This window comes from Sphingobacterium sp. LRF_L2 (assembly GCF_965644235.1).
Lineage (GTDB): Bacteria > Bacteroidota > Bacteroidia > Sphingobacteriales > Sphingobacteriaceae > Sphingobacterium.
The window spans coordinates 262,847-289,313 of sequence record NZ_CBFFRI010000001.1; the positions used below are offsets into that span (position 1 = coordinate 262,847).

The 26,467-nt window shown below is 41.4% G+C and carries 24 protein-coding genes; 10 read left to right on the top strand and 14 right to left on the bottom strand.

Features of this window, described 5'->3' with window-relative positions:
- Positions 1-38: 38 nt before the first annotated feature.
- The 4 genes from ACSZOX_RS01095 to ACSZOX_RS01110 form a co-directional block, all read right to left on the bottom strand.
- Positions 39-1,172 (bottom strand): MBL fold metallo-hydrolase, encoded by a 1,134-nt coding sequence (locus ACSZOX_RS01095; RefSeq protein WP_437917893.1) that lies wholly within the window; start codon positions 1,170-1,172, stop codon positions 39-41.
- Positions 1,173-1,493: 321 nt separating this feature from the next.
- On the bottom strand, positions 1,494-2,168 hold the full coding sequence (locus ACSZOX_RS01100; RefSeq protein ID WP_437917894.1) for a YceI family protein: 675 nt from the start codon (positions 2,166-2,168) through the stop codon (positions 1,494-1,496).
- Positions 2,169-2,318: 150 nt separating this feature from the next.
- The gene (locus ACSZOX_RS01105) at positions 2,319-3,524 is read right to left on the bottom strand and encodes a GTP-binding protein (RefSeq protein ID WP_437917895.1); all 1,206 of its coding nucleotides are present in this window, start codon (positions 3,522-3,524) and stop codon (positions 2,319-2,321) included.
- A gap of 24 nt (positions 3,525-3,548) precedes the next feature.
- Positions 3,549-3,758 (bottom strand): hypothetical protein, encoded by a 210-nt coding sequence (locus ACSZOX_RS01110; RefSeq protein WP_437917896.1) that lies wholly within the window; start codon positions 3,756-3,758, stop codon positions 3,549-3,551.
- Positions 3,759-3,840: 82 nt separating this feature from the next.
- On the opposite strand from ACSZOX_RS01110, the gene ACSZOX_RS01115 reads away from it, so the two are divergent.
- Positions 3,841-4,401, top strand: a complete 561-nt coding sequence (locus ACSZOX_RS01115; RefSeq protein ID WP_437917897.1) for a hypothetical protein — start codon at positions 3,841-3,843, stop codon at positions 4,399-4,401.
- A gap of 26 nt (positions 4,402-4,427) precedes the next feature.
- Here ACSZOX_RS01115 and ACSZOX_RS01120 read toward each other — a convergent pair whose 3' ends face one another.
- Together ACSZOX_RS01120 and ACSZOX_RS01125 are read right to left on the bottom strand one after the other, a co-directional pair.
- A complete protein-coding gene (locus ACSZOX_RS01120; RefSeq protein ID WP_437917898.1) occupies positions 4,428-7,289 on the bottom strand; it encodes a TIM-barrel domain-containing protein in 2,862 nt (953 codons plus the stop codon).
- Between the two features lie 105 nt (positions 7,290-7,394).
- Positions 7,395-7,817 carry a secondary thiamine-phosphate synthase enzyme YjbQ gene (locus tag ACSZOX_RS01125; RefSeq protein WP_437917899.1) on the bottom strand — a complete coding sequence of 141 codons (423 nt, stop codon included), beginning with the start codon at positions 7,815-7,817 and terminating at the stop codon, positions 7,395-7,397.
- A 134-nt stretch (positions 7,818-7,951) separates the two neighbouring features.
- Here ACSZOX_RS01125 and ACSZOX_RS01130 point away from each other — a divergent pair, with 134 nt between their 5' ends.
- From ACSZOX_RS01130 to ACSZOX_RS01145, 4 genes are read left to right on the top strand one after another with little or no spacing between them, the layout of a single operon-like run.
- Complete coding sequence (locus ACSZOX_RS01130) at positions 7,952-8,512, top strand: YeeE/YedE family protein (RefSeq protein WP_437917900.1); 561 nt, start codon at positions 7,952-7,954, stop codon at positions 8,510-8,512.
- A gap of 16 nt (positions 8,513-8,528) precedes the next feature.
- On the top strand, positions 8,529-8,942 hold the full coding sequence (locus ACSZOX_RS01135; protein WP_437917901.1) for a YeeE/YedE family protein: 414 nt from the start codon (positions 8,529-8,531) through the stop codon (positions 8,940-8,942).
- Positions 8,943-8,992: 50 nt separating this feature from the next.
- The gene (locus ACSZOX_RS01140) at positions 8,993-10,378 is read left to right on the top strand and encodes an MBL fold metallo-hydrolase (protein ID WP_437917902.1); all 1,386 of its coding nucleotides are present in this window, start codon (positions 8,993-8,995) and stop codon (positions 10,376-10,378) included.
- A 20-nt stretch (positions 10,379-10,398) separates the two neighbouring features.
- Positions 10,399-11,052 (top strand): YiiX/YebB-like N1pC/P60 family cysteine hydrolase, encoded by a 654-nt coding sequence (locus tag ACSZOX_RS01145; protein WP_437917903.1) that lies wholly within the window; start codon positions 10,399-10,401, stop codon positions 11,050-11,052.
- Here ACSZOX_RS01145 and ACSZOX_RS01150 read toward each other — a convergent pair.
- The 7 genes from ACSZOX_RS01150 to ACSZOX_RS01180 are packed head-to-tail and all read right to left on the bottom strand — an operon-like array spanning position 11,022 to position 21,224.
- Positions 11,022-11,954, bottom strand: coding sequence for an epimerase (locus ACSZOX_RS01150; RefSeq protein WP_437917904.1), 933 nt, complete (start codon positions 11,952-11,954; stop codon positions 11,022-11,024). The two genes, ACSZOX_RS01145 and ACSZOX_RS01150, sit on opposite strands and share 31 nt — an antisense overlap.
- A 58-nt stretch (positions 11,955-12,012) precedes the next feature.
- Positions 12,013-13,269 carry a sulfite dehydrogenase gene (gene soxC / locus ACSZOX_RS01155; protein WP_437917905.1) on the bottom strand — a complete coding sequence of 419 codons (1,257 nt, stop codon included), beginning with the start codon at positions 13,267-13,269 and terminating at the stop codon, positions 12,013-12,015.
- Between the two features lie 6 nt (positions 13,270-13,275).
- On the bottom strand, positions 13,276-13,872 hold the full coding sequence (locus tag ACSZOX_RS01160) for a c-type cytochrome (RefSeq protein ID WP_437917906.1): 597 nt from the start codon (positions 13,870-13,872) through the stop codon (positions 13,276-13,278).
- Positions 13,865-15,481: a hypothetical protein gene (locus ACSZOX_RS01165; protein ID WP_437917907.1), complete on the bottom strand. Its 1,617-nt coding sequence runs from the start codon at positions 15,479-15,481 to the stop codon at positions 13,865-13,867. The genes ACSZOX_RS01160 and ACSZOX_RS01165 overlap by 8 nt, the downstream gene beginning before the upstream one ends.
- Before the next feature lie 21 nt (positions 15,482-15,502).
- The gene (locus tag ACSZOX_RS01170) at positions 15,503-16,840 is read right to left on the bottom strand and encodes a hypothetical protein (protein ID WP_437917908.1); all 1,338 of its coding nucleotides are present in this window, start codon (positions 16,838-16,840) and stop codon (positions 15,503-15,505) included.
- A 12-nt stretch (positions 16,841-16,852) separates the two neighbouring features.
- A complete protein-coding gene (locus ACSZOX_RS01175) occupies positions 16,853-18,187 on the bottom strand; it encodes a RagB/SusD family nutrient uptake outer membrane protein (RefSeq protein ID WP_437917909.1) in 1,335 nt (444 codons plus the stop codon).
- 7 nt (positions 18,188-18,194) lie between these two features.
- Positions 18,195-21,224, bottom strand: coding sequence for a SusC/RagA family TonB-linked outer membrane protein (locus ACSZOX_RS01180; RefSeq protein WP_437917910.1), 3,030 nt, complete (start codon positions 21,222-21,224; stop codon positions 18,195-18,197).
- Between the two features lie 680 nt (positions 21,225-21,904).
- Here ACSZOX_RS01180 and ACSZOX_RS01185 point away from each other — a divergent pair.
- Together ACSZOX_RS01185 and ACSZOX_RS01190 are read left to right on the top strand one after the other, a co-directional pair.
- Positions 21,905-22,735, top strand: coding sequence for an MBL fold metallo-hydrolase (locus tag ACSZOX_RS01185; protein WP_437917911.1), 831 nt, complete (start codon positions 21,905-21,907; stop codon positions 22,733-22,735).
- Between the two features lie 164 nt (positions 22,736-22,899).
- Positions 22,900-23,763 carry a helix-turn-helix domain-containing protein gene (locus ACSZOX_RS01190; RefSeq protein ID WP_437917912.1) on the top strand — a complete coding sequence of 288 codons (864 nt, stop codon included), beginning with the start codon at positions 22,900-22,902 and terminating at the stop codon, positions 23,761-23,763.
- A gap of 763 nt (positions 23,764-24,526) precedes the next feature.
- Here ACSZOX_RS01190 and ACSZOX_RS01195 read toward each other — a convergent pair.
- A complete protein-coding gene (locus ACSZOX_RS01195) occupies positions 24,527-24,706 on the bottom strand; it encodes a hypothetical protein (RefSeq protein WP_437917913.1) in 180 nt (59 codons plus the stop codon).
- 422 nt (positions 24,707-25,128) lie between these two features.
- On the opposite strand from ACSZOX_RS01195, the gene ACSZOX_RS01200 reads away from it, so the two are divergent.
- The 3 genes from ACSZOX_RS01200 to ACSZOX_RS01210 all read left to right on the top strand — a co-directional run bounded on the left by ACSZOX_RS01200 (position 25,129) and on the right by ACSZOX_RS01210 (position 26,366).
- Positions 25,129-25,332 carry a hypothetical protein gene (locus ACSZOX_RS01200; protein ID WP_437917914.1) on the top strand — a complete coding sequence of 68 codons (204 nt, stop codon included), beginning with the start codon at positions 25,129-25,131 and terminating at the stop codon, positions 25,330-25,332.
- Positions 25,333-25,461: 129 nt separating this feature from the next.
- Positions 25,462-25,956 carry a MauE/DoxX family redox-associated membrane protein gene (locus ACSZOX_RS01205; RefSeq protein ID WP_437917915.1) on the top strand — a complete coding sequence of 165 codons (495 nt, stop codon included), beginning with the start codon at positions 25,462-25,464 and terminating at the stop codon, positions 25,954-25,956.
- 83 nt (positions 25,957-26,039) lie between these two features.
- Positions 26,040-26,366: a hypothetical protein gene (locus ACSZOX_RS01210; RefSeq protein WP_437917916.1), complete on the top strand. Its 327-nt coding sequence runs from the start codon at positions 26,040-26,042 to the stop codon at positions 26,364-26,366.
- The last annotated feature ends 101 nt before the right edge of the window (positions 26,367-26,467 follow it).

Consider the following 26,467-nt stretch of genomic DNA (forward strand, 5'->3'; position numbering starts at 1 on the left):
TTAAATTAATACAAAAACAGACTATACCAGTTAAAAACCTACTCCACACCGACCCACCATTGTTTAAATTGCTGTGTACTATCCTGCAAATTCACAATCTCCCCTATGATTGGAGTGAGAAGGGGAATATTGTAAGCTTCATTAAGTGCTGTTAATCTGGATAGCGGTTCATCCCAAGGATGAAGTGCCAACACAAATTTAGAAGAATGAACAGGTAAGACACGCTTTGCCTTAAGATCTTGAGCAGCCTTCAACACATCTTCCGGTAAATTATGTATATAACGCCATGCTTCGTTGTATTGCCCATTGTCCAAAATAGCCAAATCAATTGGTCCGAATTTTTCGCCAATACGTGCATAATGCGTATCATAGCCACTATCTCCCCCAACATAAATTTTCATGGAAGGTGTCTGTAAAAGATAAGAAGCCCACAGGGTATTATTTCTCGAGAAACCCCGGCCGGAAAAATGCCGCGAAGGTTCTACAAAAATCGTAAATCCCTTATCCAACTCAACTTTTTCATTCCAATCCCTTTCTACAATTTTACGAGGATCATATCCCCAAAATTCGAAATGCGCACCAACGCCTAGTCCACAAATTACAGTCTTCACTTTATCTTTCAAGCCTATAATCGTTTCATAATCCAAATGATCATAGTGGTCATGCGAAATAAACAAAAGGTCGATTTCAGGCATATCCTTTACGCCATAGATATCGGCACCTGGAAATGATTCCGTTGTCTTAGGAATTGGAGAAGCATTTCCACTAAAAACCGGATCAACTAAAATTCGCTTTCCATCGATCTGTATAAAATAAGATGAATGCCCGAACCAAAGCAAAACATTCGAATCAAGTGGCAAATTCAACAAATCGGTCTTTACAGAAGGGATAGCCACTTTAGGTCTCCTTCTCGGTACCTTCTGGAAAAACTGTTTATAAATGACATCAATATATGTATGTCCTTCTACCAAGTCAGGAGTTACACTCAAGTTCTGAAACTTTCCATCCCTAAAATTTGGCGATTTTTGTATCCTTTCAAGCCTCACCGCATTTGGACTTTTACCAAATTTATCCTGTTGCATGTAAAGCACAGTTACTAAAACTAATACGGCGACTAAAATTAAGACTGTTATCATTACTTTTTTAACTATTCTCCAAAGATTCTTTTTCATTTGTTATCTGTATCACTTTATAATAGCAACGGAAAAGAAAAGTTATTTCAGCATATAATTTCAAGCATCCACCCGAAAAAACAATTACTCCGTTTTGCTGTCGACAAAAATACAGTAGTAAATTAGTGATTTGGACAAAAAAAACACCACGCTAATACACAGATTACGATAGTATGACTTATTGACAAACAATATCAGCGTAGATAGAACAAAATCACCTCATCTACCCTTGCAAAACAGTATCCGCTCTAAAGACAGTCTATACCAAAACAAAAAGGGCACCTATCGCTAGGCACCCTTATTTCAAAATTAAAAATAGAACTATTTTTTTGCAGTAAGATTGATACCGATCTCGATATCCTTGCTAATCATCCATTCTGCAGGATCAGTTTCAGTCGTACCAAACTTAATACCCCAATCTGCGCGATTCACCGTGAATTTAGCGTTCACTGAAACCACACCTTCACCTGAAACTTCAATTTTCGCTGGGAAAGAAATATTCAATGTCGTACCCATTAAAGTTAAGTTTCCACTAACTGTTTTGTTAGCACCTTCTACTGCTCCTTCTACAGCTCCGCTAAGAGCAGAAACACCTGTAATATGAAATTCAGCAGTCGGATTTGTTTCCACATTAAAGAAATCAGCATTTTTCAAGTGATTTTCTAAATCAGAAGCTTTTTTACCTTCTTCTGTAACAGAAGCCGAATCCACGTGTAAAGAATTCATATCGATAACAAAATCTCCAGAAGTAATTTCACCATTATCGACAGAAATTTCACCAGATGAAAGACTTAAAGTTCCCCAACGAGGAGCAAAGCCACCTTTGTGAAAAGCTTTCCAAGAAACATTAGATGCAGCTAAATCTACCGCAAAAACATCACCTTGTTGACTCGCAACCTCTTGCTCCGTAGACGTCGCCGTGTTTGATCCATTTCCTCCACAAGCTGCGAAAATCATACCTGCAGCTAATAATGCGTAAACATTTTTTGTATTCATGATTGATATATTGATTTTTATATTTCTCAAAACCTATTGTGTCATTCCTTACAGTTCGCAAAGCTACAACAGCAAATTGTACAATCCATTAACATAGATCAAGAAATAAAAAAAAGCCTATCATCCTATAAAAACAGCACGACAAATGTTTTATAGATTGTTCCACTTTGGAAATTCATCCTTCCATGCTGTATAACGCCATTCTTCAGCCTCGTCGTCTGTTATCAAGCACCGCTCCAAAGCACGAATACATTCGGTCTTATCCAGTTCCTGTCCGATAAATACGAGCTCAGTCTTTCGATCTCCCCATTGCGGATGCCAACGAGACTCAATATAATCACGGTTTGCTCGGAATCCTGTATAACGAAGACGCTCTTCAATAGGCATACTACACCACCATGAGCCCGCATTTTCAACCCGAAGACTTCCACCAGCCTGACTGAAATTAATTGCCTCATCCGGACGCGACGCCATCCAAAACAGTCCTTTTGCCCGAATAATATTATGCGGATAAGAATCATTAAGATACTGGTACCACCTCTGTGGATGAAAAGGTTTCGAGCTTCGAAATACAAAAGAAGATATACCATATTCCTCCGTTTCTGGCGTATGCTCCTGTTCCAGTTCTTTTATCCATCCGGCAGAAGAAGATGCCAAATCAAAGTCAAAACTATTTGTACCTACGATTTCTTTTGGTGCCACCTGACCAAAACTAGAACGGATAATTTTTGCCCCAGGATTCAATTTTCCAATAGCCGCTTCCAAAATTACGACTGTTTCATCAGCCACTAGATCCGTTTTATTCAAAATAATAACATTAGCGAACTCAATCTGATCGGTCAATAAGTTGACAATAGTCCTCGCATCCAGATCATCATCTGAAAGTTCCCGATCCTGCAGGGTATCCATGCTACCAAAATCCTTAAAGAAATTGAAGCAATCCACCACCGTGACCATCGTGTCTATATAGCTGAACGCAGACAGATCTATACCACTATTTTCATCCACATAATTGAACGTTTGGGCTACGGGTATTGGCTCGGATATACCCGTACTTTCGATAAGCAAATAATCGAATCTATTTTCCTTTGCCAATCGTTCCACTTCAACCATTAAATCCTCCCTAAGAGTACAGCAAATGCAGCCGTTGCTCATCTCTACCAAACGCTCTTCTGTTCTAGATAGTGTATTTTCCTTTTCTACAAGTTGCGCGTCAATATTCACTTCACTCATATCGTTGACGATGACGGCAACTTTCAAGTTATCCTTGTTGTGCAAAACATGATTCAACAACGTGGTTTTACCAGCCCCTAGGAAACCACTCAATACCGTAACCGGCAACTTTCTCTCTTCCATATGTAATATTTAGAACCTATACACTTAAACCTCAACCAAAGCCCTGCGCAGCCAAGTCAATACATTTTGATGATGTTCATCTCCATACAACGCGATAAAACGCTTCGTTTCCAGAAGATCCAAATCTTCATAAACGGCGATACGCCTTTCAAGAAAATCACCGGTAAGTGGAATGCCACACTTCACGACGATACATGCTCGCCAACTGTCAAAATCTTTTGGAATAATCATCATACTCTTCTTTGTTTTCAAAACTAAAAACAAAAAATAACAAATGCAACACAATTGCGTTTGTTATTTTTTTAATACTTTTGTCATGAAGTTTAAATCGCAAAAAAAGATGTATAAACAAGATAATGTGCCTTTGTTAAGAATTCGTAGTTCTAGGCTATTAAGCCAAGTCTCTTTTTATTTCCTGGTTCTAGTTTTTTGTTTTACCCCCTATTGCAGCTATGCACAAGGTAAGCCTCAACACCTAGCCGATCACCGGCCATTGATGAATAAGATTTGGGAAACCTTCGATATGCTAATGTATAAAGTAGAAAAAGCAGATGGAAAAACTCGCTATACAGCTTATTTTCCACCTGCTTTAAAAGACCTAAACGGAAAAAATGTAACGATACAAGGCTATATGATCCCTATCACCACAGGCAGAAAACATGCACATTTTCTCCTGTCCGTTCTTCCTGTTTTTCAATGCATGTTCTGCGGACAAAATGGAATACCATCCATGGTAGAAATCAAAATGAAAGATAACATAAAGATCAATTTTACAGACCGACCAATTACCGTTACCGGCGTGGTTTTGTTGAACGGCACAGATCAAAATCATGCAGAAATACAACTGCAGAATGCCATTGTTAAAAATAACGACTAGCCAGAATCAATAACATCGTCAAACGTTTACCGTAAACTAACGGATAGGCGCTTGCCACTATATTTGATGGTACGTGTTCCTTTTAGGTTCATGTCCACACCAATCGGCTGCTTCTCGCTAACCAACAAAACAGAAAAATGCCTATACTTTAGCATATTCGGAAATTCCCCCTGACGAGCGGCAAGTTCCAGCGTACCTTTCTTGTTATCGTACTTAATCTTAATCATACTGTAGAGGCCTTTTTCATAGTCGTAATTATCACCGGCATCTTCATACAATGTGAATTCCCCATCGGCACCGTCATAGACAAGTAGCGTAAGTTTATCCTGGGGTTTCTCCTCACTATATTGCAGTGGTTCTCCCCAAGGAACAATAGCCCCCGCCGGAACAAATACAGGGATACGCTCATAAGAAGCAGCTGCATCGATATGTTGCCCCCCAATATATTTACGACCATTGTAAAAGTCATACCAATCTTTTCCCTTCGGCAGGTAAACATCCCGGGAAGTCATTCCTCTAGAAGTCACCGGGTTCACCAATAAGGATGGCCCCCATAAATACTGGTCATTGATCGTAAAAACGGCAGTATCTTTCGGAAAATCCATTGCCAGTCCCCGGATCATCGAATAATCATTAAAATATGTTTGTGCCGCTAAACTATAATTATAAGCCAAAAGCCTATAACGCAAATCGATATAATACAGTATACTCTTGTAAGCAGGGTGATTATCAGGTGCAATGGCAAAAGGTTCACGAGCAGGAAACTGTCCATGAGCACGGAACAGTGGCAAAAAAGCCCCATACTGGTACCAACGGGTGTTCAATTCACGCCATTCTTCTAAATCAGCCTCCGTTGGTTTATAATACTTCCTTTGTACCAAAAAGCCTCCCGCATCCATCGTCCAATATGGAGTACCCGACATCGAGAAATTCACACCAGCAGCGATTTGGTCACGCATATCCCCCCAAGTGGACGCGATATCACCGCTCCATGCCGCTGCCGCATAACGTTGTTGCCCAGCAAAGAAAGAACGAGTAAGAATAAACACACGTTTATTTGGATCCGTTTCACGCTGTCCCTCATAAATTCCCTTTGCATTCATCAATGGAAAAGTATTGTAGTAACGCACCGAAGAGCCGATACTTGGCTGCAATACCGACTTCCGTTCATCAACACTGATATTTGAATGAATATCTGGTTCACTTGCATCCATCCACCAAGCATCCACCCCCTTCGAAAAAAGTTTATCATTCATCAGCTTCCAAAAAGCATCCCTAGCCTCTTGGTTATAAACATCATAAAATGTGGACGTATATCCCTTCCCGATCCAATCTTTACGTCCATCATAAATATTTCGCATATACAACCAATTATTTTCTTTAAACGACTTATACACGCTGGATCGTTCATTTATCTTTGGCCACACAGAAATCATGAACTTAAATTGTTGATCATGTAGACGCTGGATCATGCCCAAGGCATCTGGAAAACGTGATTTATCAAAATCATGACTTCCCCAATCCTGTTCTGCCCAATACGACCAATCCTGCACAATATTATCTATAGGAATACGACGTCTGCGAAACTCCTGTGCGACGCTCTCCAATTCAGCTTGTGTTTTGTAGCGTTCGCGGCTCTGCCAAAAACCGAAACTCCATAAAGGCATAATCGGTGATTTGCCGGTCAATTTCCTATAGCCTGACACAACCTCATCCATAGTAGAACCTGAAACAACAAAATAATCGATTGCATCCCCCGCTTCAGAAGAAAAGCCAAATCGCTGTTTATCATTTGCCTGAGGCGATTGCCAATTCAGCGTAAAATAAGTCTCATCCCCTTCCGGAATCCACTCGATCTTAATCCGATGCCGTTCATCTTTAATGAGTGAAATAGGCAATTCAAAAGTCCCCGCATTCCACGCTTCACGCCAACGATCCTGCAACAGTTTGCCATCTAACCAAATCTTGATATAGCCCGAATATTTCACGTGCAAAAAATGATTCCCCGAATAGGGAGAGGCAAGTTCTCCTTCATAATATACCTTCGCTTTCGATAGCTTTACAGCAGTAGGATACTTATGTTGATCACTCAAGTAATTATAATCGACAATTGATTCAGGACGTGAAAGATAAACCTCAGCCTCATTCTCTTTGTTCACATACGTCGCCGTAAGCCATCCCTCCTGTCCGTCCGCAGAGAACAACTTAAAGGCATTTAACGGTAAAAGTGGTCGCGTATCACCCGCTGTTGTAATCGAATAATTATGCCAGAGGATACCATAGTTCTTCGTCGATAAAAGAAAAGGCACAGCAATTTCTGTGTTATATTGTAGAAGCTTAACCTGACGACCATTATTATAGTTCATAACACCATTCTGGTGCTGCCCCAGTCCATACAAACCTTCCGATTTATCCACCTCAAAATCTTGTTGCAGTCTATAAAAAGCATCGCCATTGTATGCATCTGACTTAAAGGCATCTGTTTCCCGTTTTGCCTCTTTCACAAGAAGTTTGCCCTCTCCATCAAAAAAATGAATTTTTCCTGTTGGTAAGCTCATCCGCACTTGCAAATTCGCACTCCAAAGCAACAAACTATCGTTCCGTTCAATCAGTTTAAAATCAATGTTGTCTTGCTGAAGGGTATCCAAAAGAATTAAACTGCCCGTTGTTGGAAGCTTCGCATCAGCAGGCAGCGCACGCACACGTACAATGCGATCTTTGATCATATCAATGTAGATATCTTGATCTAGGGCCGTTTCCATTCCACGATATGATACTTTCACCCCCGTACCCGTTTTCTCATAAGTCGGGGATATCTTTTGTGCCCATGCCGATGAAGCTGTAGCAAAAACAATCGTCCCGAAAAGCACTTTCTTAAAAAACAGCATATTTTGTCTATAAAAGTTTGGTTAACTGACACCTGTAAAACACACAGGCTTCTACAAACTTAGAAAAATTCCTCCTTAAAGACAAGGATACACGTCCTTCTTACATTAATTTCCCCAAACAGTAATAACTAGATTTCTGGGACCGCCATAGTTCCGGTGTTCGCATAAATAAATCCCCTGCCAAGGCCCCAGATTCAAACGACCATCCGTAATCGGAATCATTACCGATGCTCCTAAGAGCGAACTTTTAATATGTGCAGGCATATCATCCGATCCTTCGTAATCGTGGAGATAATCTGGATCATTTTCACGCACATTCTTATTAAAAAAAGTTTCAAAATCAAGACGCACTGTCGGATCAGCATTTTCATTGATGGTGAGAGAAGCTGAGGTATGCTGAATGAATACCTGGCATACACCTATTGAAATAGCCCCTATTTCAGGTATAGCATCCATTACCTGTTTTGTGATCAGGTGGAAGCCTCTTTCTTTTGAGGCAATACGTATCGTGTTTTGATATATCATCATGTTCTTTGTTCATTATTAAATGGGCATATCCACTGTTCCGGTCCCGATATCGGAAATTTACGATTTCTTCTCCCATAAGCAAGCAAAATTCAAGCTTAAGTTTCAGATATTTGTATCCAATAAGAAGATTTATTATGCATTGGATAACAGCTCCCTGGCCTTGGTACGTTGCCGGCCCCTTGATTGCCTTGATTATGTTTTTGCTGCTATATATGGGCAAATCTTTTGGTTTTTCTTCCAATTTACGTACCCTTTGTACCCTTTGCGGTGCAGGAAAGACCGCTTCATTTTTTCGGTTTGACTGGCGCAAGCAACGTTGGAATCTGCTCTTTCTCGTCGGTTCTGTCTTCGGAGGCTTTATTGCGTCACATTACCTTTCGGACCATCAAGTTCCGGCGCTCCAAGCCGAAACTGTAAAGCAGCTGCAACAGTCAGGATTTGAGAGTGCAGGAACACAGTACATGCCAACAGAGCTGTATAGCGAACAGGCACTTTCCCAACCGAAAAACATCATCATTTTGCTTATTGCAGGCTTATTGATTGGTTTTGGAACACGATATGCTGGCGGATGCACCTCTGGCCATGCCATCTCTGGTATCAGTAACTTGCAGATCCCCTCGATGCTGGCTACAGCAGGATTCTTCATCGGAGGATTGATCATGATCCATCTCCTCTTTCCCTTTATTTTCGGATAATTTAACAACTGGAGCAATGAAAAATTTGATATATATATTTTTAGGAACATGCTTTGGCATTGTCATGTACAAATCAGAAGCCGCCTCCTGGTTCAGGATTTATGAGATGTTCAACTTCCAATCGTTTCATATGTATGGTATTATCGGTTCGGCATTAGGACTAGGCATCATCATCATGCAGTGGATCAAGCGTAGTCGCCTGAAAGATATTACAGGAGAAGACATTCATCTTCAAGATAAATCCAAATCGATTACGAGATACCTAGTCGGCGGTATACTGTTCGGATTGGGTTGGGCATTAGCAGGCGCTTGTCCTGGGCCGCTTTTCGTTCTTCTTGGAGCAGGATATCTCCCCATATTAATCGTTATTTTAGGCGCGTTATTGGGTACTTGGCTGTATGGACTACTCAAAGATAAATTGCCACATTAGTCCATCACGTGAAAAAAATACGGTAAATTTGTTGCCATAGAATAACATTTATGTTTTTTGAGCACGTATACGATAAAAGCCTATCACAGGCAAGCTACGTTATTGGATGTCAAGCGCAAGGTGTTGCGATGGTAATAGATCCCAAGCGCGACGTAGATACCTATTTGACTATTGCTAAACAAAATAACCTTCATATTACACATATTACCGAAACACATATTCACGCGGATTTCCTATCTGGATCGCGTGAACTTGCTTCCCTCACCGGAGCCCAACTTTACCTTTCGGATGAAGGCGGCAAGGACTGGCAATATCAATTCCCCCACGAAGGTCTCCACCACGGCGATAAAATACAAGTAGGCAATCTTACGTTTGAAATCCTTCATACAGGAGGCCACACTCCTGAGTCTATTAGTTTTTTATTGACAGACAATCCTGCAAGTACACAACCTGTGATGATCTTCACGGGCGATTTCGTTTTTGTCGGTGATATCGGACGACCTGATCTATTGGAGAAAGCAGCAGGCATCGCGGGTACACAAGAACAAGGTGCCCGTCAAATGTACGCTTCCATAAAACAGTTTGCTGCATTACCAGATTTCGTACAGGTATGGCCTGGACATGGAGCAGGTTCTGCCTGCGGAAAGTCGTTAGGCGCTGTTCCAAGTAGCACAGTAGGCTACGAAAAAATTAGAAACTGGGCATTCCAATATCCAAAGGACGAAGAAGGCTTTGTAGATAATCTTTTGGAGGGACAACCCGAACCACCGACCTATTTTGCAATGATGAAACACCTGAACAAAGTAGATAGGCCACTCCTTATCGAGGTTCCTAAACCAAAAAAACTTTCTAAATCGGATTTGCAAACAGCGTATCACGATGGTGTAACCATAATCGATACCCGACACAAGACAACCTTCGCAAAAGCACATCTACCGGGAAGCTTGAACATACAGGGCAATAACTCCTTTTCAACTTGGATGGGATGGGTTATGAATTATGAATCTCCCTTTATTCTCGTCGCAAGCGAAGAGCACATGGAAGATCTTACGCGCAAACTTATGCGTATTGGCCTTGATAACATCCTCGGGTATATCAGTTCCATAGACGACTTAAACATAACTTTAGAGAGCGCAGACATTATCACCCTTCAAGAATTCGAAAGCTATATAGGCAAAGAAAATGTCCAAATTGTAGATGTTCGAAGCGAGAACGAGTACCGTGCAAATCATATAGAAGGAGCCGATCATGTTTTCGTCGGTACCCTACCAGAAAACCTGCATAAGATTGATCAAAAAAAGCAGATAGTGATTTACTGTCAGTCTGGTGATCGCGCCACAATAGCACAATCGATATTAGCCAAAAATGGATTTGAAAACGTGAAGAACTTCTCCGGCGGCATGAAAGCTTGGCTGGCGAAAAATGAAAACCTATAATCGGACTCCATTCTTAAAACATGAAAAAGACCATCATTATCCTTGCCTTATTTTTTCAGATTTTAAGTCTGCAAGCACAGGACAGCCTATCTTACCAAGGAATAACATTGTATTCCGGAGATCTAATCTTCGTTGGAGCACAAGTAGACAATCTTTCAGGTGCAATTAATAGGGTCACGCAACGTAGCAGTGCTATATCATTCGATCATATTGGTCTGATCGAGCTGGCCGATGGCAAGCCTTGTATTTTACACGCCAGTACAGCCAAGGGTTCTGCTCGTGAGCCGCTAGATAGCTTAATCCAACGAAACAAGGATAAAAAACAAGCATATGCCATCTATCGAGTCAATACCGATTTTCAATATGCTATTCCGAAAGCCCTTGCTCAAGCCAAAACCATGTTGGGAAAACCTTACAATTGGAGTTATATACTGAACGACAGTTCTTACTACTGCTCTGACTACGTACAACGTGCTTTTCAATCGGCACAGCTATTTAACTTAGAGCCCATGACCTTCAAAAATCCAGAAACCAATAGCTTTGACGAGTTTTGGATATCCTTCTATGCCAAACTTCAACTCGATATCCCAGAAGGACAACCTGGATGTAATCCCAACGGCATGGCAGCAAATCCTAACATTCATTATATTGGTTCCTTTTCAACAAGCAATTGATTGATAGCCTCACGAATGTGAGGATAGGAAAATTGGAACCCCTCTTTCAATGTTAATGAAGTTGTCACAGGAATTGTCTGTAGCAACAGTCCTGGATCCACCCTTTTTACAGATGCCCCAAGCTTTAGCCCCCAATCAGGCAGTGAGATCGCTATAGGCACGCCCATACATTTGCGAAAAGTGTCCATAAATTCTTTATTCAATACCGGAAAGGGGCTACAAGCGTGATACAAACAAGAAGGATTCTGCTGCTGGATAATCCAAAGCACCAAACGCGACAAATCGAGCTCATGTATCCACGATACCATCTGCCTACCATTCCCCAGTTGCCCACCCAGTCCATAGCGAACCAAGGGATAAAGTTGCGCGAAAAAGCCCTTATCTCTCGATAAAACAGGACTAATCCGCAATGCTACCTTCTTGGTCTTTTTAGTGTTGCATCCAAAAAAAGAGTCCTCCCATTGCTGAGTTAAAACGGCTAGAAAATCTATGCCAAGTTCAATACTATGTTCATCGTGTACCCCCTGTAAACCACCAAAGAGAGAAACACCTGAAAAATTAATCCAAAGGCGTGGTGGCACCTTTAGTTTTCCAATCGCTTCTCCCAAAATACGCGTTGGTAATATTCGTGAAGTCTTCAAGATTTCTTTGTTTCTGTCCGTAAAACTGCACTGAATACTTTTGCCACTCAGATTAATTAACGTATCTGTGCCTTCCAAAATAAAAATCCAATCCCCTAATGTCTTTCCATCCCAATACACAAAAATTACTTCTGCAGACTTTCCGACCAGCCTGCGGTTCCTGGTCAACACAAATACTTCGTAACCGTTGGACAAGAAGGCTGTTGCGAGCAACCTTCCCAATTGTCCCGTTCCCCCAGCTAATACGACCTTAGCATGCATATTGCCTATTATAAATAAACCAACAAAACCGTTATTATTTTTAACAAAATAATCTGTATTAAATATCCTTTACATCGGCTAAAAAAGTTTCTCCACTCTTCTCAATATCCCATCCCACTACTGGATTAAAGTGATACCCTCCTTTTTCGCCTCTGGCCTCCACCAGCTGGTTATAAGTCGGCTGCTCATAACCTGTCTCATCAATAGCCTTGCTCAAAACTCTTGTGGGTTTCCCATCCCAGTTCCACATGAATCGAAAAGCTGTATGCGCCTTTTCTAAAACCGGGCCTTGTAAATGTGCATCCTGCCAAGTCTGTCCATTATCAACGCTCACCAGCACGCGTTTGACTTTACCTCTTCCACTCCATGCAATTCCACGTAGCTCCTGCCAACCTTTCTCAATTTTTTTAGGATAAGAAGGAAAAGTAATGATCGATCGTGCGTCCATCACCAAGCTAAACATCCGAATCTTTCCATCTTTGATTTTCTCGGTGTACTTTGACGTTTCCTCGCGAGTCATAACTGGTTCGTCAGTCAGTTCAATTCTGCGCAACCATTTAATTTGAGTATTCCCTTCGAATCCAGGAATAACCAAACGCATGGGATAGCCCTGTTGAGGACGGATAGCCTCCCCATTTTGACCGTACGCAATAATTGCTTCCGTTAGCGCCTCTTGTAAAGGCACACTTCTTGCCATCAAAGCCCCATCAGCACCTTCAGCCAATAGCCACTTTGCATCCGCCTTCACGCCCAAATCCCTTAGCACGGTAGAGAGCAACACTCCCGTCCATTCACTTTGGCTGGTCAGTCCACAGACCTCCCCCGGGGTCATCTCGCGCTTGCCGTATCTAAAATTGCCCGAACATTCGATAAAGCAAATACGAGATACCGAAGGATATTTTTTAAGATCCGAAAGTTTAAGGCGTATGGGCTTATCCAATAAGCCATGAATAAGTAACTCATGCTGTTCCGGGTCAATTTCCGGAATACCGGCATGGTGTCGTTCAAAATGCAAATCCGAAGGCGTGATACTACCTTGCAACTCCTCTAGCGGCGTTCGGGAAGCCGTTGCATAGGTGTTAATTTTTTTGGTATCCTCAAACTTAGAACGATAACCTTCTTTTGATGCAGATGCCCCCTGTACTTTGCTGGGATCCACCACAATTTTCGAATCGAAAGAAGGCTCTATCACCTGGTTCGCTCGATATTGGTAAACCACAAGTCCAATACCAGATACTAAAAAAACAACCACGACTGCTATTAACCAACGTACATACTTCGTGATCCTGTCTATATACTCTTTTTCCAGTGCCATTTCAATTTATCTAATTTCATTACCACCTCGTCTATCATCCAACACATATCTTTTCTTTGCAGGCATTTCTACCTCCGGCAGGGTCTTTTCATTAATCGGATCATCTGCTTTTGTAATACCATTCAGATAAAGCAAATAAGCTGTTATATCATACACCTCTTCATCACTCAGCGAGCCCGGAGCATCGAAAGGCATGGCTCGGCGCACATAGTCAAATACCGTCGTTGCATAAGGCCAGTAATTGCCAATAGTATTTTGCCCTGTTGAATCCGTAACCAATTTATCTTCCGGACCTTCATAGCCATTTGCTCCATGGCAATGAGCACATTTCCGCTGATAAAGCAATGCACCACGACTCACCTTCCCCTCTCCATTCGGAAGGCCCTTACCATCTGGACGCACATCAATATCCCACTTTGCGATAAAATTCTTATCCGCCCTTTTACCGATTCCAAATTCTGACGGCCATGTTGCTTCATAAGTATCCAGACCATCTGACCAATTTCCTATAGGCGGTGAAGCCGTATCCTTTATATTTTTTTCTGGTTGGCGTTGACATCCGATCAGTAAGCCAATCACCAGAACAAAAACGCATTTAATCATATTGTCCCGCAACAAGCTTTCCTGGCGACAACTTGTAATCCTTTTTTACCCTATCCAAAACCACATATATCGAATCTCTATTTTCGTCAATTCCCTCCAGCACCACTCGATTTCCAGCATCGACCACTTGATATCGTACGACAAACCGTTGTCGGATCTCATTCTTCGCTAAGGCATCAGACTTAGCGAACTCCCGAATACGACGTGTTGTACGCGCCTTATTATGTACATCGTCCACCTCATTACTAAACTTCGTTTTAATCGAATCCGGTATCCACTCAGTCAAAGAGATTGCTGGTGCTTCCGATTTTTCCTCCAAAGTTTTTAGGTAATTCCGCACGCCCCCATCGCCCCCCTCACCTGCCGTCACATTCCGTTGGTCGGGGATCAACTTAAATTTATCTTCCAGATAGAGGGTCCGGTTGTCCGTATCCGCATAATAATGAAAAGCCCGTTGTCCTCCCGCCACACCAGAAATTTCGAAGGTACGATTCACATCCCTTTTAGGATCACCCCCACCGTTTGATAAATCCAGTTTCAGGGGCTTATTTAGACGAAAAGTCAATGTAGACCAATTTTCAAAAGTCGCCGACTGCCAGCGTATCGTATCGTACGGATTAAAAGGTCTAAGTTGTCCATTCAATCTAAATTCTGTCACATTATAATTTCCGCGCAACTCTTTCACACCCGCAGAGGAAGGCTGTTTATAGGGGTCATAACGGAAATCTAAATATTGCAAGTAGAAGAATACTCCAACGAAAACAAAGATGATCAATGCCTTCAATCCCAACCTTACATAATTCAGCCCTGTAGAGAACAACGGAAAAAATAGAGATACCCTCGATGGAATTTCCTTCACAAACAACTTATAAAAGGGCACATAGTAAGGGACAAGTAGAAATAAACTCAATAGAACAAAATACGAGCTGTACACATGCACACCACCATCATAAGCAAAGTTCACTACAACGATAGCTCCAAGTGCACCTACAAGCAAGGCCGATCCAATCGCTACGGTACGCCTGAAAAACAATAATGTGCCTGCAGTAACTTCCAGCACACCAGCAAAAATCTGGTACCAGGGTACAATACCAAAAGATAACCAAAAGATCTTCTGCGCAGTCAGATCCCCATAATCTGTGTCTAGAATTCCCAAAGAAGGATAAGGCATCTGTACGGGAAGAAGCTTGGTAAATCCGAAACCAATGATCCCTAAGCCCGCTCGATAGCGGACAACCACATTTAACCAATAGAACAACCTATTGTATTCGGTACGATCTTTTTTCAATATCCTTAATAATAACGTCCATAACAACCCGGCAATAACCGAAAAGAAAAACGTATTCACCCAAATGCTATACCCCTCCAGGCGATAACCAAAAGTGGTTTGCCCAAACCAATTTACCCCAGACCCGAACCGGCAAATATCGTACAGATCACGGTAATCTAAATTTAGCCAATCAATTGCGGCCACATGTTTATACCACAACGGGTTATTGGGGATAGAGATAATAATAAAAAACAAAAAGCTGACGCGAAATCCTATTCGTTGGAAAGTCGTCCAATGCCTGTTCAGATTTTCTTCTTTCGATAAATTAACTACTGACATTTTCAAAAAATTTAAACGTGTTTACAATTTATAGCCCAGACTACGACGCCCAACTTTCTTCACCTCATACAGTAAATATTTCTTATCCACTTTGTGTAGAGCAACCTCTAAACTGTCCTTTTTCAGGTTCGTCCCAAGTAGATTCACATGTAAACTATCAGGTCTAACCACTTGAAATACATAAGAATCTTCGCCGTAATTTTCATTTGGATTTTTTAGCACGATCTTATCGCCATCAATCGTATAACGATAATAAAGGCGATCTCCCACCTGCGTATATTCATAATCACGCTGCGTATTTCCCCGTTGAAGAAAAGCAAGCGATTTCTCTGATTTAATTACGGTATTTTCTTTACGCACACTTAACGTATTCCATTGTTCAAAAACCACATCTTTCCACCTCAACGTATCATCAGGCGAATACGCCAGCGTATCTCCGTTCAACACAAAAGAGTCGACAATATATTTACCTGCAATGACTGGCAACCCCGGTTCTTCAGGATAGTGGAGCGAAATTGTTGGCTGCTGATACGTAACATACGATTTGACACCAATAAGCCCAATAAAAACCAGTGAAAAAATAAGTTTCAGCACAATACGCCATCTTCCTCCCCTCACCTTCCGCCACTCAAACACCCAAAAGGCAGGCTTGGTATTCTCCAATGCGACAATCAAAGACCCCAGACGCTGGGCATCGTAAAAAAAAATCGGCAAAGTCAACAGAACGATATATATCGAGACCAAATAAGCAGGTCCCTCATACGCTAAATCTCCAAGAAATGCATTTCCATAAAATGGGATAATAAAAATAACAGCCAAGAAAGAAGTCTTGCGAAACAACAAGAGAAATGCAGCGATAAGTTCGACGATTCCCAGGAAGACCAAGTAAGCCGGTGCTACCGACAAACTCAGCAGTAAATGCTTCCAATCTTCAAAATAGCCGTAACCGGTGTTGAGATGACTGATCGATAATTCGGGGACAAAAACCGGAAACACTTTGAGAAATCCTGCGATAAAAAGAATAGCTGCTAGCTTAAAGCGCGCGAAAATACGCAGGAAATAAAAAAGAGAAGCCTCTCTATTTGAATTCGTTTCCTTTTCCATCCTGAGCCAAACCAACGCTCCGATTAAAGCGACCCCTAAAGTTAGTATCCAATCATACAAACTACTATATTCACCAAAGTAATGCGGTAAAAAAGTAACCAGATTAAAAATATCTGTCAGAAAATACGTCCAGCTAATCGTCGTCAATATCCGATAAAAATCTCCTTGCAATGGAATACTAAGCAGTAGAATAAACAAAATACTTAGTCGAAGCAGTAGCTTCTTCCAAAGCTGTATTTGGTTCTGTTGTGTCATCTTTTCTAAAATTTAGGAGGAATAACCTGGGTTCTGTGTTAAAACTGGATCCGCCAATATCTGGCTATAAGGAATTGGTAATAGCAGTCTAAATGACTCTGTAATGCCAAGCACTGTTTGCGCCCTTCCAGTGCGCACCAGATCAAACCAACGATGCGCTTCAAAAGCAAACTCCAGTCTTCTTTCATTCTCGATCCAAAGAAGAATATCCGTCTTACTTGTCGAATATGCCCTCGTGCTCAGCAGTGCCCTTGTTCTGATCTTGTTGAGATCGTCGATTGCGAGATCATATTCGCCCAGTTCCGCATAGGCTTCCGCACGAATAAAGTAAAGCTCTGCGATACGAATAATATACGTAGGATCAGAATCGTCGGTACGGTAATACAGATTACCATACCAACGATCCTGATTATCCTTTGCAATCAATTCACTCCGCGCACCAGCTGTCGTGCTGTTTGTTAAAATAGTGATCAACTCGTCACTAGGAGCCCATTGGCGCGTTCCTCCATTTGTTTGCGGTTGCCACTGCGTCATGTGCGAATTAGGCTCATCAGCACTATAAAACAATTCAAAAACCGACTCTTTTGTTCCAGTCACATTATTTTTAAAAAAAGCATAATAGGGATTTAGCAATTCATAATTTGCTTGATCATCGATCAACAATTTCGCATAATCTCTCGCCTGTTCCCAATCCTTCTGGTACAAATAATAACGTGCTTTCAATGCCCAAACCGTCTTTTTCGTAAACACAAACCGATCCGTCGTAGCGGATAAAAGCTCCTCCGCACGATCCAAATCTGCAATCACCAATGCATAAGTTTCGGTCACCGTACTCCGCACAATGCCCATATTCTCGCCCACAGCCTCTGTAGGCTCCGTAATAAGCGGCACCCCACCCCATACACGTACCAAGTCAAAATAAGCCAAAGCGCGAATCGCATAAGCCTGCCCTAATACAGCATCCTTTACCGTAGAAGAAATATTGTCTCCGCTATAGTCATTCAATGCTTTGATGACGTTATTAGTCCGATTAATGGTCTTATAGATATCGATCCAAGTCGATGACAGGGTCGCATTTTCCGGGTTCACTCTATTGTTGATAAATTCCTGCACCAGAGATTGCGAACCTGTCCATTGCACGTTATCGCCCGATAAATAAGCAATAGATTGGTAATTTACGCTGTAGTAGTCACGTAGCCCCGCGTATACACCATTAAGCGCAGCATTGGCTGAAGTTTCATCATTGATAATATTTTCACCAGATATCGACGACTTGGGATCTACCTCCAAGAAAGAAGAACAACTGCTGCTTAAAGCAATAAAGAATATATAAAGATATTTTCTCATGATTTTCTTATAAAGTTAAATTAACACCCACTTGAAAGCTCCTTGGTTGCGGAGGCGTTCCTAAATCAATTCCTTGTTGATTCGCATCACTACTCGCTGCCGATTCAGGATCCAAGCCTGTGTACTTGGTAATAGTGAATAAGTTGGTTGCTTGCACATATACACGTAATTTGGATAAGGACAATTTCCCTAGGCTCTTTGGACGGAAATTATAGCCCAAACTCAATGTTCTGAAACGCAGGTAAGAACCATCTTCCAGCCATCGTCCGCCTCCATCTTTATAGTTGTTATTATTCACGCCATCCGAACGAGGTACATCTGTGATATCCCCTTCCTTCTGCCAGCGATCCAAATTAGATTTGAAGATGACACGCGCCGCATCCCTTGCTCCACCTGCCTCTCCAAAAAATCGGTTATGATTATAAATCTTGTTCCCTACAGAAAAAGTAAAAAATGTGCTTAGATCAAAATTTTTATAGGTAAAATCATTACTCAATCCGCCGAAATAGTCTGGCCATATACTACCAAGAATCTGCCGATCGTCAGTCGTTATCTGCCCATCATTATTCACATCCTCATATACAGCATCCCCGGTTGCAGGATCTACATACAATTGATTGTACACCCAAAAAGAATACATTGGAGACCCTTCCTTAAACTGAATCAAATTACGACTACCATAATTTTGCGGTGTTTCCAACTTTTCAATTTTATTGATATTTCGCGCAATGTTAAAAGAGCTGTTCCAAGAGAAAAACTCGTTGCGGATATTCTCACTAGAAATACTAAATTCAAAGCCTCTGTTGCTAATTTCCACGGCATTATTTGTATAGTTATTAAAGCCTGTCGTGGCAGGTAATGTCTCCGTCAACAAACCATCTTTTGTATACTTGTAATAGTAATTTATGGCGGTGCTTATCCGCTGGTTTAGTACAGTCGCATCCAGGCCTATATTGAACTGCGAAGTAGACTCCCAGCTCAACTGTTGGTTTGCCAATTGCTCAGGAACAATACCGGCTACCCCTTGATAGGAAGTACCTACGCCCGACCAAAGTTGTCTAGAAGCAAATGAGTTAATATCTTGATTTCCGGTAAGGCCATAACTACTTTTTATCTTCAATTCATTTACGAAAGACACCTCTTTCAGGAAACTTTCGTTACTCAGCCGCCACGCCACACCTACAGCTGGGAAATAGCCCCATTGATACCCTCTATTAAATTTTGAGGAACCATCTGCTCTTAAGGAAAAATCAATTAGGTAGGTATCAGCGTATGCATAATCCACTCTTCCGAAGAATGAAGCCAATTTGTATTGATCCCAATCCTGCGAACTCGTTGTTGTAGCCGCTGTATTTATCAATGTAAAATCATTCGTTGCAAACCCTCTTCCTTCAGCCGATGTTAAGGTAAAATAACTTCCTTGCAAGGTATTTCCCAACAGCGCCCCTATCGTGTGCTGTGGGTTTATTCTTTTTCTATAAGTAAGGGTCTGTTCATTGATCCAGGTTGTCGACTGTGAAATTGCTGAAGTAGCAAGCCCGACGGGAGCCCCTGCAATCAGCAACTTGTTCCAGTATTCATGTTCATCATACTGATTGTAATCTAGGCTAAATGTAGAACGGAATTTTAAAGAAGGCGTAATTTGGTATTCCCCATATATATTGCCAATATAACGCAAGCTAGTCGAGCCCACATCATAATTGTCCAGCAGTAAGGTCAGGTTATCAAAACCCGCTCTTCCTACCAGGACACCTTCCTCATTATATGGTGACAAATAAGTAGGTGTATGGAGTGCCGCCTGTAAAATTCCCCCCTGCGGCCCGTCGCCTGCACGGCCTTGGTTACGACCCGTACGAGAAAGTGCATTGCTTGATCCAATCTTGAAGTTATTGTTCACCTTTTGATCCAAGTTAAATCGAAAACCTGCTCGATCAAATGAAATAGGTTTGAGGATAGATTCCTGCTTGTTATAGCCTGCGCTTAAATAATATGCGGTATTTTCACTTCCACCATAGACTGAAAGATCAGCATTATATACCCCTGCCGTGCGGAAAGCCTCGGATAAACGGTCGTAAGTCTTTTGCTCAGCTGGCAACCCTCGTCCTCCATCCGCTACAGCGCGAAAGGGCTCCGTTCCGCCAATATTTCGAAAATACTCATTAACCAAGGTTGCATGTTCTTCACCCGTTGTAAGCTCCCATAGCTTAATTGCTTTGGCTTTGCCAGAATAGAGATTCACATCAATTTTTGCCGATTGAGAGTTTTTCCCCCTTTTTGTTGTGATCAAGATGACTCCATTTGCTCCTCTAGACCCATACAGAGCCGTAGCTTCTGCATCTTTCAATACTTCCACATACTCAATGTCCGAGGGGTTTAAGTCTGCTATAGGTGAAGTTGCCTTACCGCCTGTATTAATTGTTTGTAAACTTTGGGAATTAAGAAATACCCCATCGATAACATAAAGAGGGTTATTATTCGCATTAATAGAAGTTGCACCGCGCAAACGTATATGCAATGCTTCACCGGGAACACCTGTACTGGCAGCAACCTGCACCCCCGGTAGCTTACCTTGTAACTGTGCATCAAAACTTCCTGTTGGAATATCCTTTACAGCTTGTTGAGAAACTTTATCTACCGCTCCAATAAGATTCTTTTTGGCTATAGTGGTATAACCTACTACAACTACTTCGTCTAGATCTTCAGTACTTGGTGTTAAAGCAATTGTCGCTGGCGACTTCGATATAATTAACGTCTGCGTTTCGTAGCCGACAAAAGAAACCTTAACCTGAAAAGGCAATTTTTGCCCCGTCACAAATTGAAAATTACCGTTTCGATCGCTCTTTACACTATGTGTCACTGCTTGCAGTTGCAAGGTAACGCCCTCCAAAGTCTTTCCTGTTATCGCATCAATTACTTGCCCCGTCAGGGCTGCATTTATTATTGGGGTTGCTTGATCTTGCCCGTAAACGGAGTAAGAGGCCGTTCCCGATAGGGCAAACAATAGCAGAGCATAACGTAATACGTTATTTTTCTTCATAAAGTCGAAAAGTTAATAGTGAAAATTCAACAAATGCCAACGCCAATTGAAACTTGTTTTTGTTAGTAATTTTTGAAAGAGGGAGACAAAGTCTCCCCTTCCTTAATTAAGAAATATACAGATTAAACCCACACATTCGCATTCGCGTGGACAAACAGTAGAGATTGACATAGTTGTTGTAAAAAAAAGATTTCACTTGCCTTCTATCCATAACGGTCTTGTATAATTTTATGTAGAATAAATCTGTTTAATTAGTAGGCATTTCATAATGGCAGTATATCAGTATACCATTACAACCACCTGTAGTAGACAAATGTATGACAAAAAAACTAATAATCTACCAAATTAGTAGATTTTATTTTTTCATAATTTATTCAACTGATAGATGCACCTGTATACATTTCTCCACTTTTCCCTCACACTTGCGTCTATCGACGCAAAAGTTTAGGAGATATATACCTACAAAAAACAGTAAAGAATCGATTTTCAGATCTTACCACATTAACTCTTTTCGTCAACCCTCCGTTCATTCACGATGACCGTTATCTTTATTCGCAATTGTAGTCTCCCATCCTAGACATTCATTAAGGTTATCAAAATGGTAGCAAAAGCCACAGCTATGGTAGCATCGTCTGTTGGCTAGCAAGCTACTTTTGTGTGCACATTAAACAAGCAATGATATGAGAAAATTAGGGGTTACATTCGTATTGGTTACCTTACTTATAACCACACAAGCACAGACAACAAAAAAAGACACTTTTAGACTAATCAGAAATGCAACGATGATCTTCAATTATGCAGGTCATAAAATATTGGTTGATCCTATGCTTTCGCCCAAAGGAGCCTTTGGATCTATTGGTGGAGAAATCAAAAGTCCTACGGTAGATTTACCCGTACCTGTTTCAGAAATTGTAGAAAACATCGATTTGGTATTAATCACGCATACCCATCCCGACCATCTAGATGCAGAAGGCATTGCTCATCTTGATAAGAACACAAAGCTTATCAATCAGCCGGCCGATGAAGAAGCAATCCAAAAACTGAATTTCACGAATCAAGAGACACTAACAGATGCAACTGTTTGGAAGAATATCAAAATTACACGTACAATTGCCGAGCATGGGACAGGTCGTGTGTTAGATCTGATGGGCAAAGTTTCAGGCTTTATACTCGAAGCAGAGAACCACCCAACGATCTATATTGTTGGTGATGCTGTCTGGACCGACGATATTTATCAAAATATTAAAAAATACCAGCCCAACTATATTATCGTCAATAGCGGCGGTGCAAAAATGCCTGGATTCGACGCAACTCCTATTATTATGGACGAGCAGCAAACAATGAGCTTAATTCAGGAAAGCGGCGACGCTAAAGTGATTGCCATTCATATGGATGCCATCGACCACTGCCGCACGACAAGAGAAATACTAAAAAAGGAAGCTCAAAAATACAATATCAGTTCCGATAAGTTGCTCATTCCAGCAGATGGTGCCTTTATTTCGCTACATTAAGCTAAAAAAATCAAGAAACAGAAAGCCCCTATATTGCCAAGAAAAGCTATTTCGGATGAAATGAAATCCGTAAATTGCAACCATCAAAGCTTTTAAGTTAGCTGTAGGAAGACACATCAAACATTTTCCGCAGCTAACTTTATCATCTAGGAAATACGATTACTATGGAAACCCTAAAATTCCACAAAACAGAATGTGGCGTGGACGTCCTTTTGAATGTATTACATTTTGAAAGCCCCAAAGGCGTCTACCTAAAATCAGTTCCGTTCACCGCCGATTTCTTCGAAGTCATATTCATGAAGAAAGCCAGAGGAAACGTCATTTTAGGCGATCAAAAGATCGAACTTTCAGACAATAGCGTACTTTTTATTTCTGCATTTCAAAAACGACAGTGGAATTTTACAGCTTCCGATCAAGATTTCACCATTCTTTTATTTCAAGAGGATTTTTTAAATGATTTTTTCGCCGACAAGTTATTCGCCTACCGTCTTCTTTACTTTTACCAACTGCATTGCCCGCTAAAGATAGACGTTACAACAGAAGCTCTTGAACGTTTTTGCAGTATACTGGAAGAAATCAAAAGCGAATTGGTGCTTCCTAAATCGGACAGCGTACATATCATCCGTTCGCTGCTGTACTATATCCTTCAAAAACTCAACAGAGCATATGCTTCCCAAAATCAGCTGAAGCTCCAACAGGACGGCGAACACTACGCTTTTCAGTTCAAACGCCTCATCGAACTCCACATCAAAGAAAAACAGCGTGTGCAAGATTATGCTACTATGCTCGGCATCAGTAGAATTTCTTTAAATAAAGCTGTAAAGGAACAATTCAGCATTACTGCCACGCAGCTGCTCAAGCAGCGTCTACTCCTTGAAGTGAAAAACTATCTACTGCATTCTCAATTAACCATCAGTGAAATTGCGTACAAGCTGCATTTTTCGGAACCCAACCATCTTATGCGTTTCTTCAAAACCCAAACAGGCATCACCAGCAGCGAATTTTTATCTGAACATAGCAGCTCTTGATCCATAATTAACCTTGTACTACTTTGCCAAGAAAACCAAAAAGCCCCTATAAACGACACTTAGTCTGAACCAACCCGATATACGTTTGTCCCAACCGAATCACAGTCTATCACAACCGCATTGCAGTTTACCACAAACTAGAATCCGTGCATCACAAACGCAACTGCGTCTGTCGCAAACGAAGACAAGTTTAACGTCAGCTTGCATCTGACACCCCAACCGCATATCAATCTGAAACAGCCGCGATTGCGTTTGTCACAAACGAGAATCAGTTTGTCACAAACGCATCTAAGTCTACGACAAACGAAGATACGTTTATCACAAACGAAGTTCGGATACGACAAACTCATATCAGTTTATGACAAACTTTTTCTATGTTCTGCTGTATTTCGGTTCTCTAGCCTAGCATTCAACAGCTCTGCTTCGACCTACATACCCCTAAAAATCAAGCACATCGCATAGCGTAACTCCCATCGAACATTCGGATTAAAAGTACTTCCCCTGCATCTCATTTCTCATCGCGGGACTCAATAGCTCCTTTACTATCTGCGCCAAAACCCCATAGAAAGGAAATCAATTTGAACAATCAGTGGCGTTGAATACCGCCCTGTCACTATCTTACTTTAAAGCTAAGAATATTAACCCGTCTTCGACTAATGTTCGACTGTTCTTCGAGTGCTGTTCGACTCCGACTCGAAGAACAGTCGAACAACACTCGAACAAGGTACGAAGCAGGTACGAAGGAGAGTCGAAGAAAAGAGGATTAAATACGTCCTTTGTTGATGCTCATGCGGTAAGCTTCTTCTAAATCCTGTAGTCGGTAAAAATCTGTATTACCTACGCGTACAGCCTTTATCAGCCCCTCCTTCTTCATTCGATCAAATGTGCGAAGGCTTACTTTCAATCTTTCAGCAGCCATCGTACGCGAAAGCAAATCTTCCAACAGAACGGGCTCATTGCTATTTCGTTAAATTTTAACATACTCCACAAGAAAAGAAATTTTTAAAAAAAACAACTACTTATTTGACATTTGCATAAAATTCTTCTAAAAAAAACAATTTTCCCACAAATATGGCAAATCAACCAAGCATTCCCTAAGTAATCCATAAAGATTACAAACACCATTACTAACACACAATTCTTTACTAGATAATTTGTTAACGAATATTAAAATATCTAATAAACAACATGTTAATCCCCTGAACTGTACGCTTACAGCAAATTGGATAAATTGGTATCCCAAGCTGTAGAGATAATAGCACGATACCGGTTCTTACGATTATTGGCTTATGAAAAAATGCAACCGATGTCCGGTGCTTAAAAAAAGAGAAACCCGTAGCAGCGCACTTTCCGAAAGACTCTGACATGCAAGCCAGGTTTCTTGAAATTATTCAGGATATGAAAGAAAATATCGATATCGATGGGAACGATAATCTGCTGGATGAGCACAGTATCTTTGGCATACTCTCCGCGCTTCATCCACCCGACACCGTCTTAACCTACCAAGAAGTGTACGGACAATGGCCTAAAGGATATCCCTTAAATCTGGACGACTACCAAACCCTTTGATACGGGCATGTGGCATGAAACCTGCACGTTTGTATCCCCCTAAATGCACGTTTCTATCCCCTGACGCAGCCCCTTTCCGTTATACCTTTGTTTTGTTAGCCCGTCGCTAGCGAGATAAAGGTTTTCGTCATGAAAAAGACACAGATTATAGTATACACGATCATCGGCCTGCTGTTCCTCTTATGGATACCTGCATCCCTCGATAAAATTATCCACTTCGAGGCATTTAAACAAGGTATGCTTGCCCAACCTTTTGACGATCTGCTGGGAATTTTGTTAGCCTACACGCTGCCTATCGCAGAAATCATCACCGTTGTTTTATTGGTCAAACGTACCACTGCGAAAGCAGGCTTCTTGCTATCCTCGGTATTAATGGCCGCCTTCACCAACTATATAGGTATGGCATTATTACTAACGGAAAACAATCTTCCCTGTGTCTGCGGCTCCCTCTTACCAAAATTAGGCTGGCGCTTACATTTCTTTTTTAACATCATCTTTCTCATACTCAGTATTGCAGGATATTTTTCACAACGCAAATACAACAGAGCGATAGCTGCAAGGCAGCCATTGCCGCGGGCTGGTCGGCCAAAAGACGATATACTAACTTCTATTTCAAAATCTTAAATTTTAACAAAATGAAAAAGTTCATTTTAAAAAACATTATGCCAGCCGTTGCCCTGACGATCGCCGGCTTAAGCCTTTCCCTTATGTCATTCGGAGACAAAACGGCGAAAACAGAAACTTCTAAGTTGGCCGCCGTAACACTTTACTTTGCAGGCAACGCACACGATCAGGACGAAGTTGCCGATCCATCTAACTGGGCAGAAGACAACCCTGCATCATCCTGTGCAGGATCCGCAAAAGCCTGTTCGATGATCGTCGAAGACAGTGATCTACAGGGAGCAAGCGGAAGCCGCACCTTGAACCCTTCCAGAATTGAACTGCAGGCCGTTGGCAATGATACAAACGGCTACAAAGCTATTAAATCTGGTGGAACAAGCAGTACAAACCCAACCTTTGCCTATCAGAATTAACTGCTGACAACGGTAAAAAGGTACAAAAGTGAGAAGGTAGGGAACTGATCCCCTACCTTCTTTTTTTAACGTTCATCAACAGCTCCACAAGCCGATCCTTT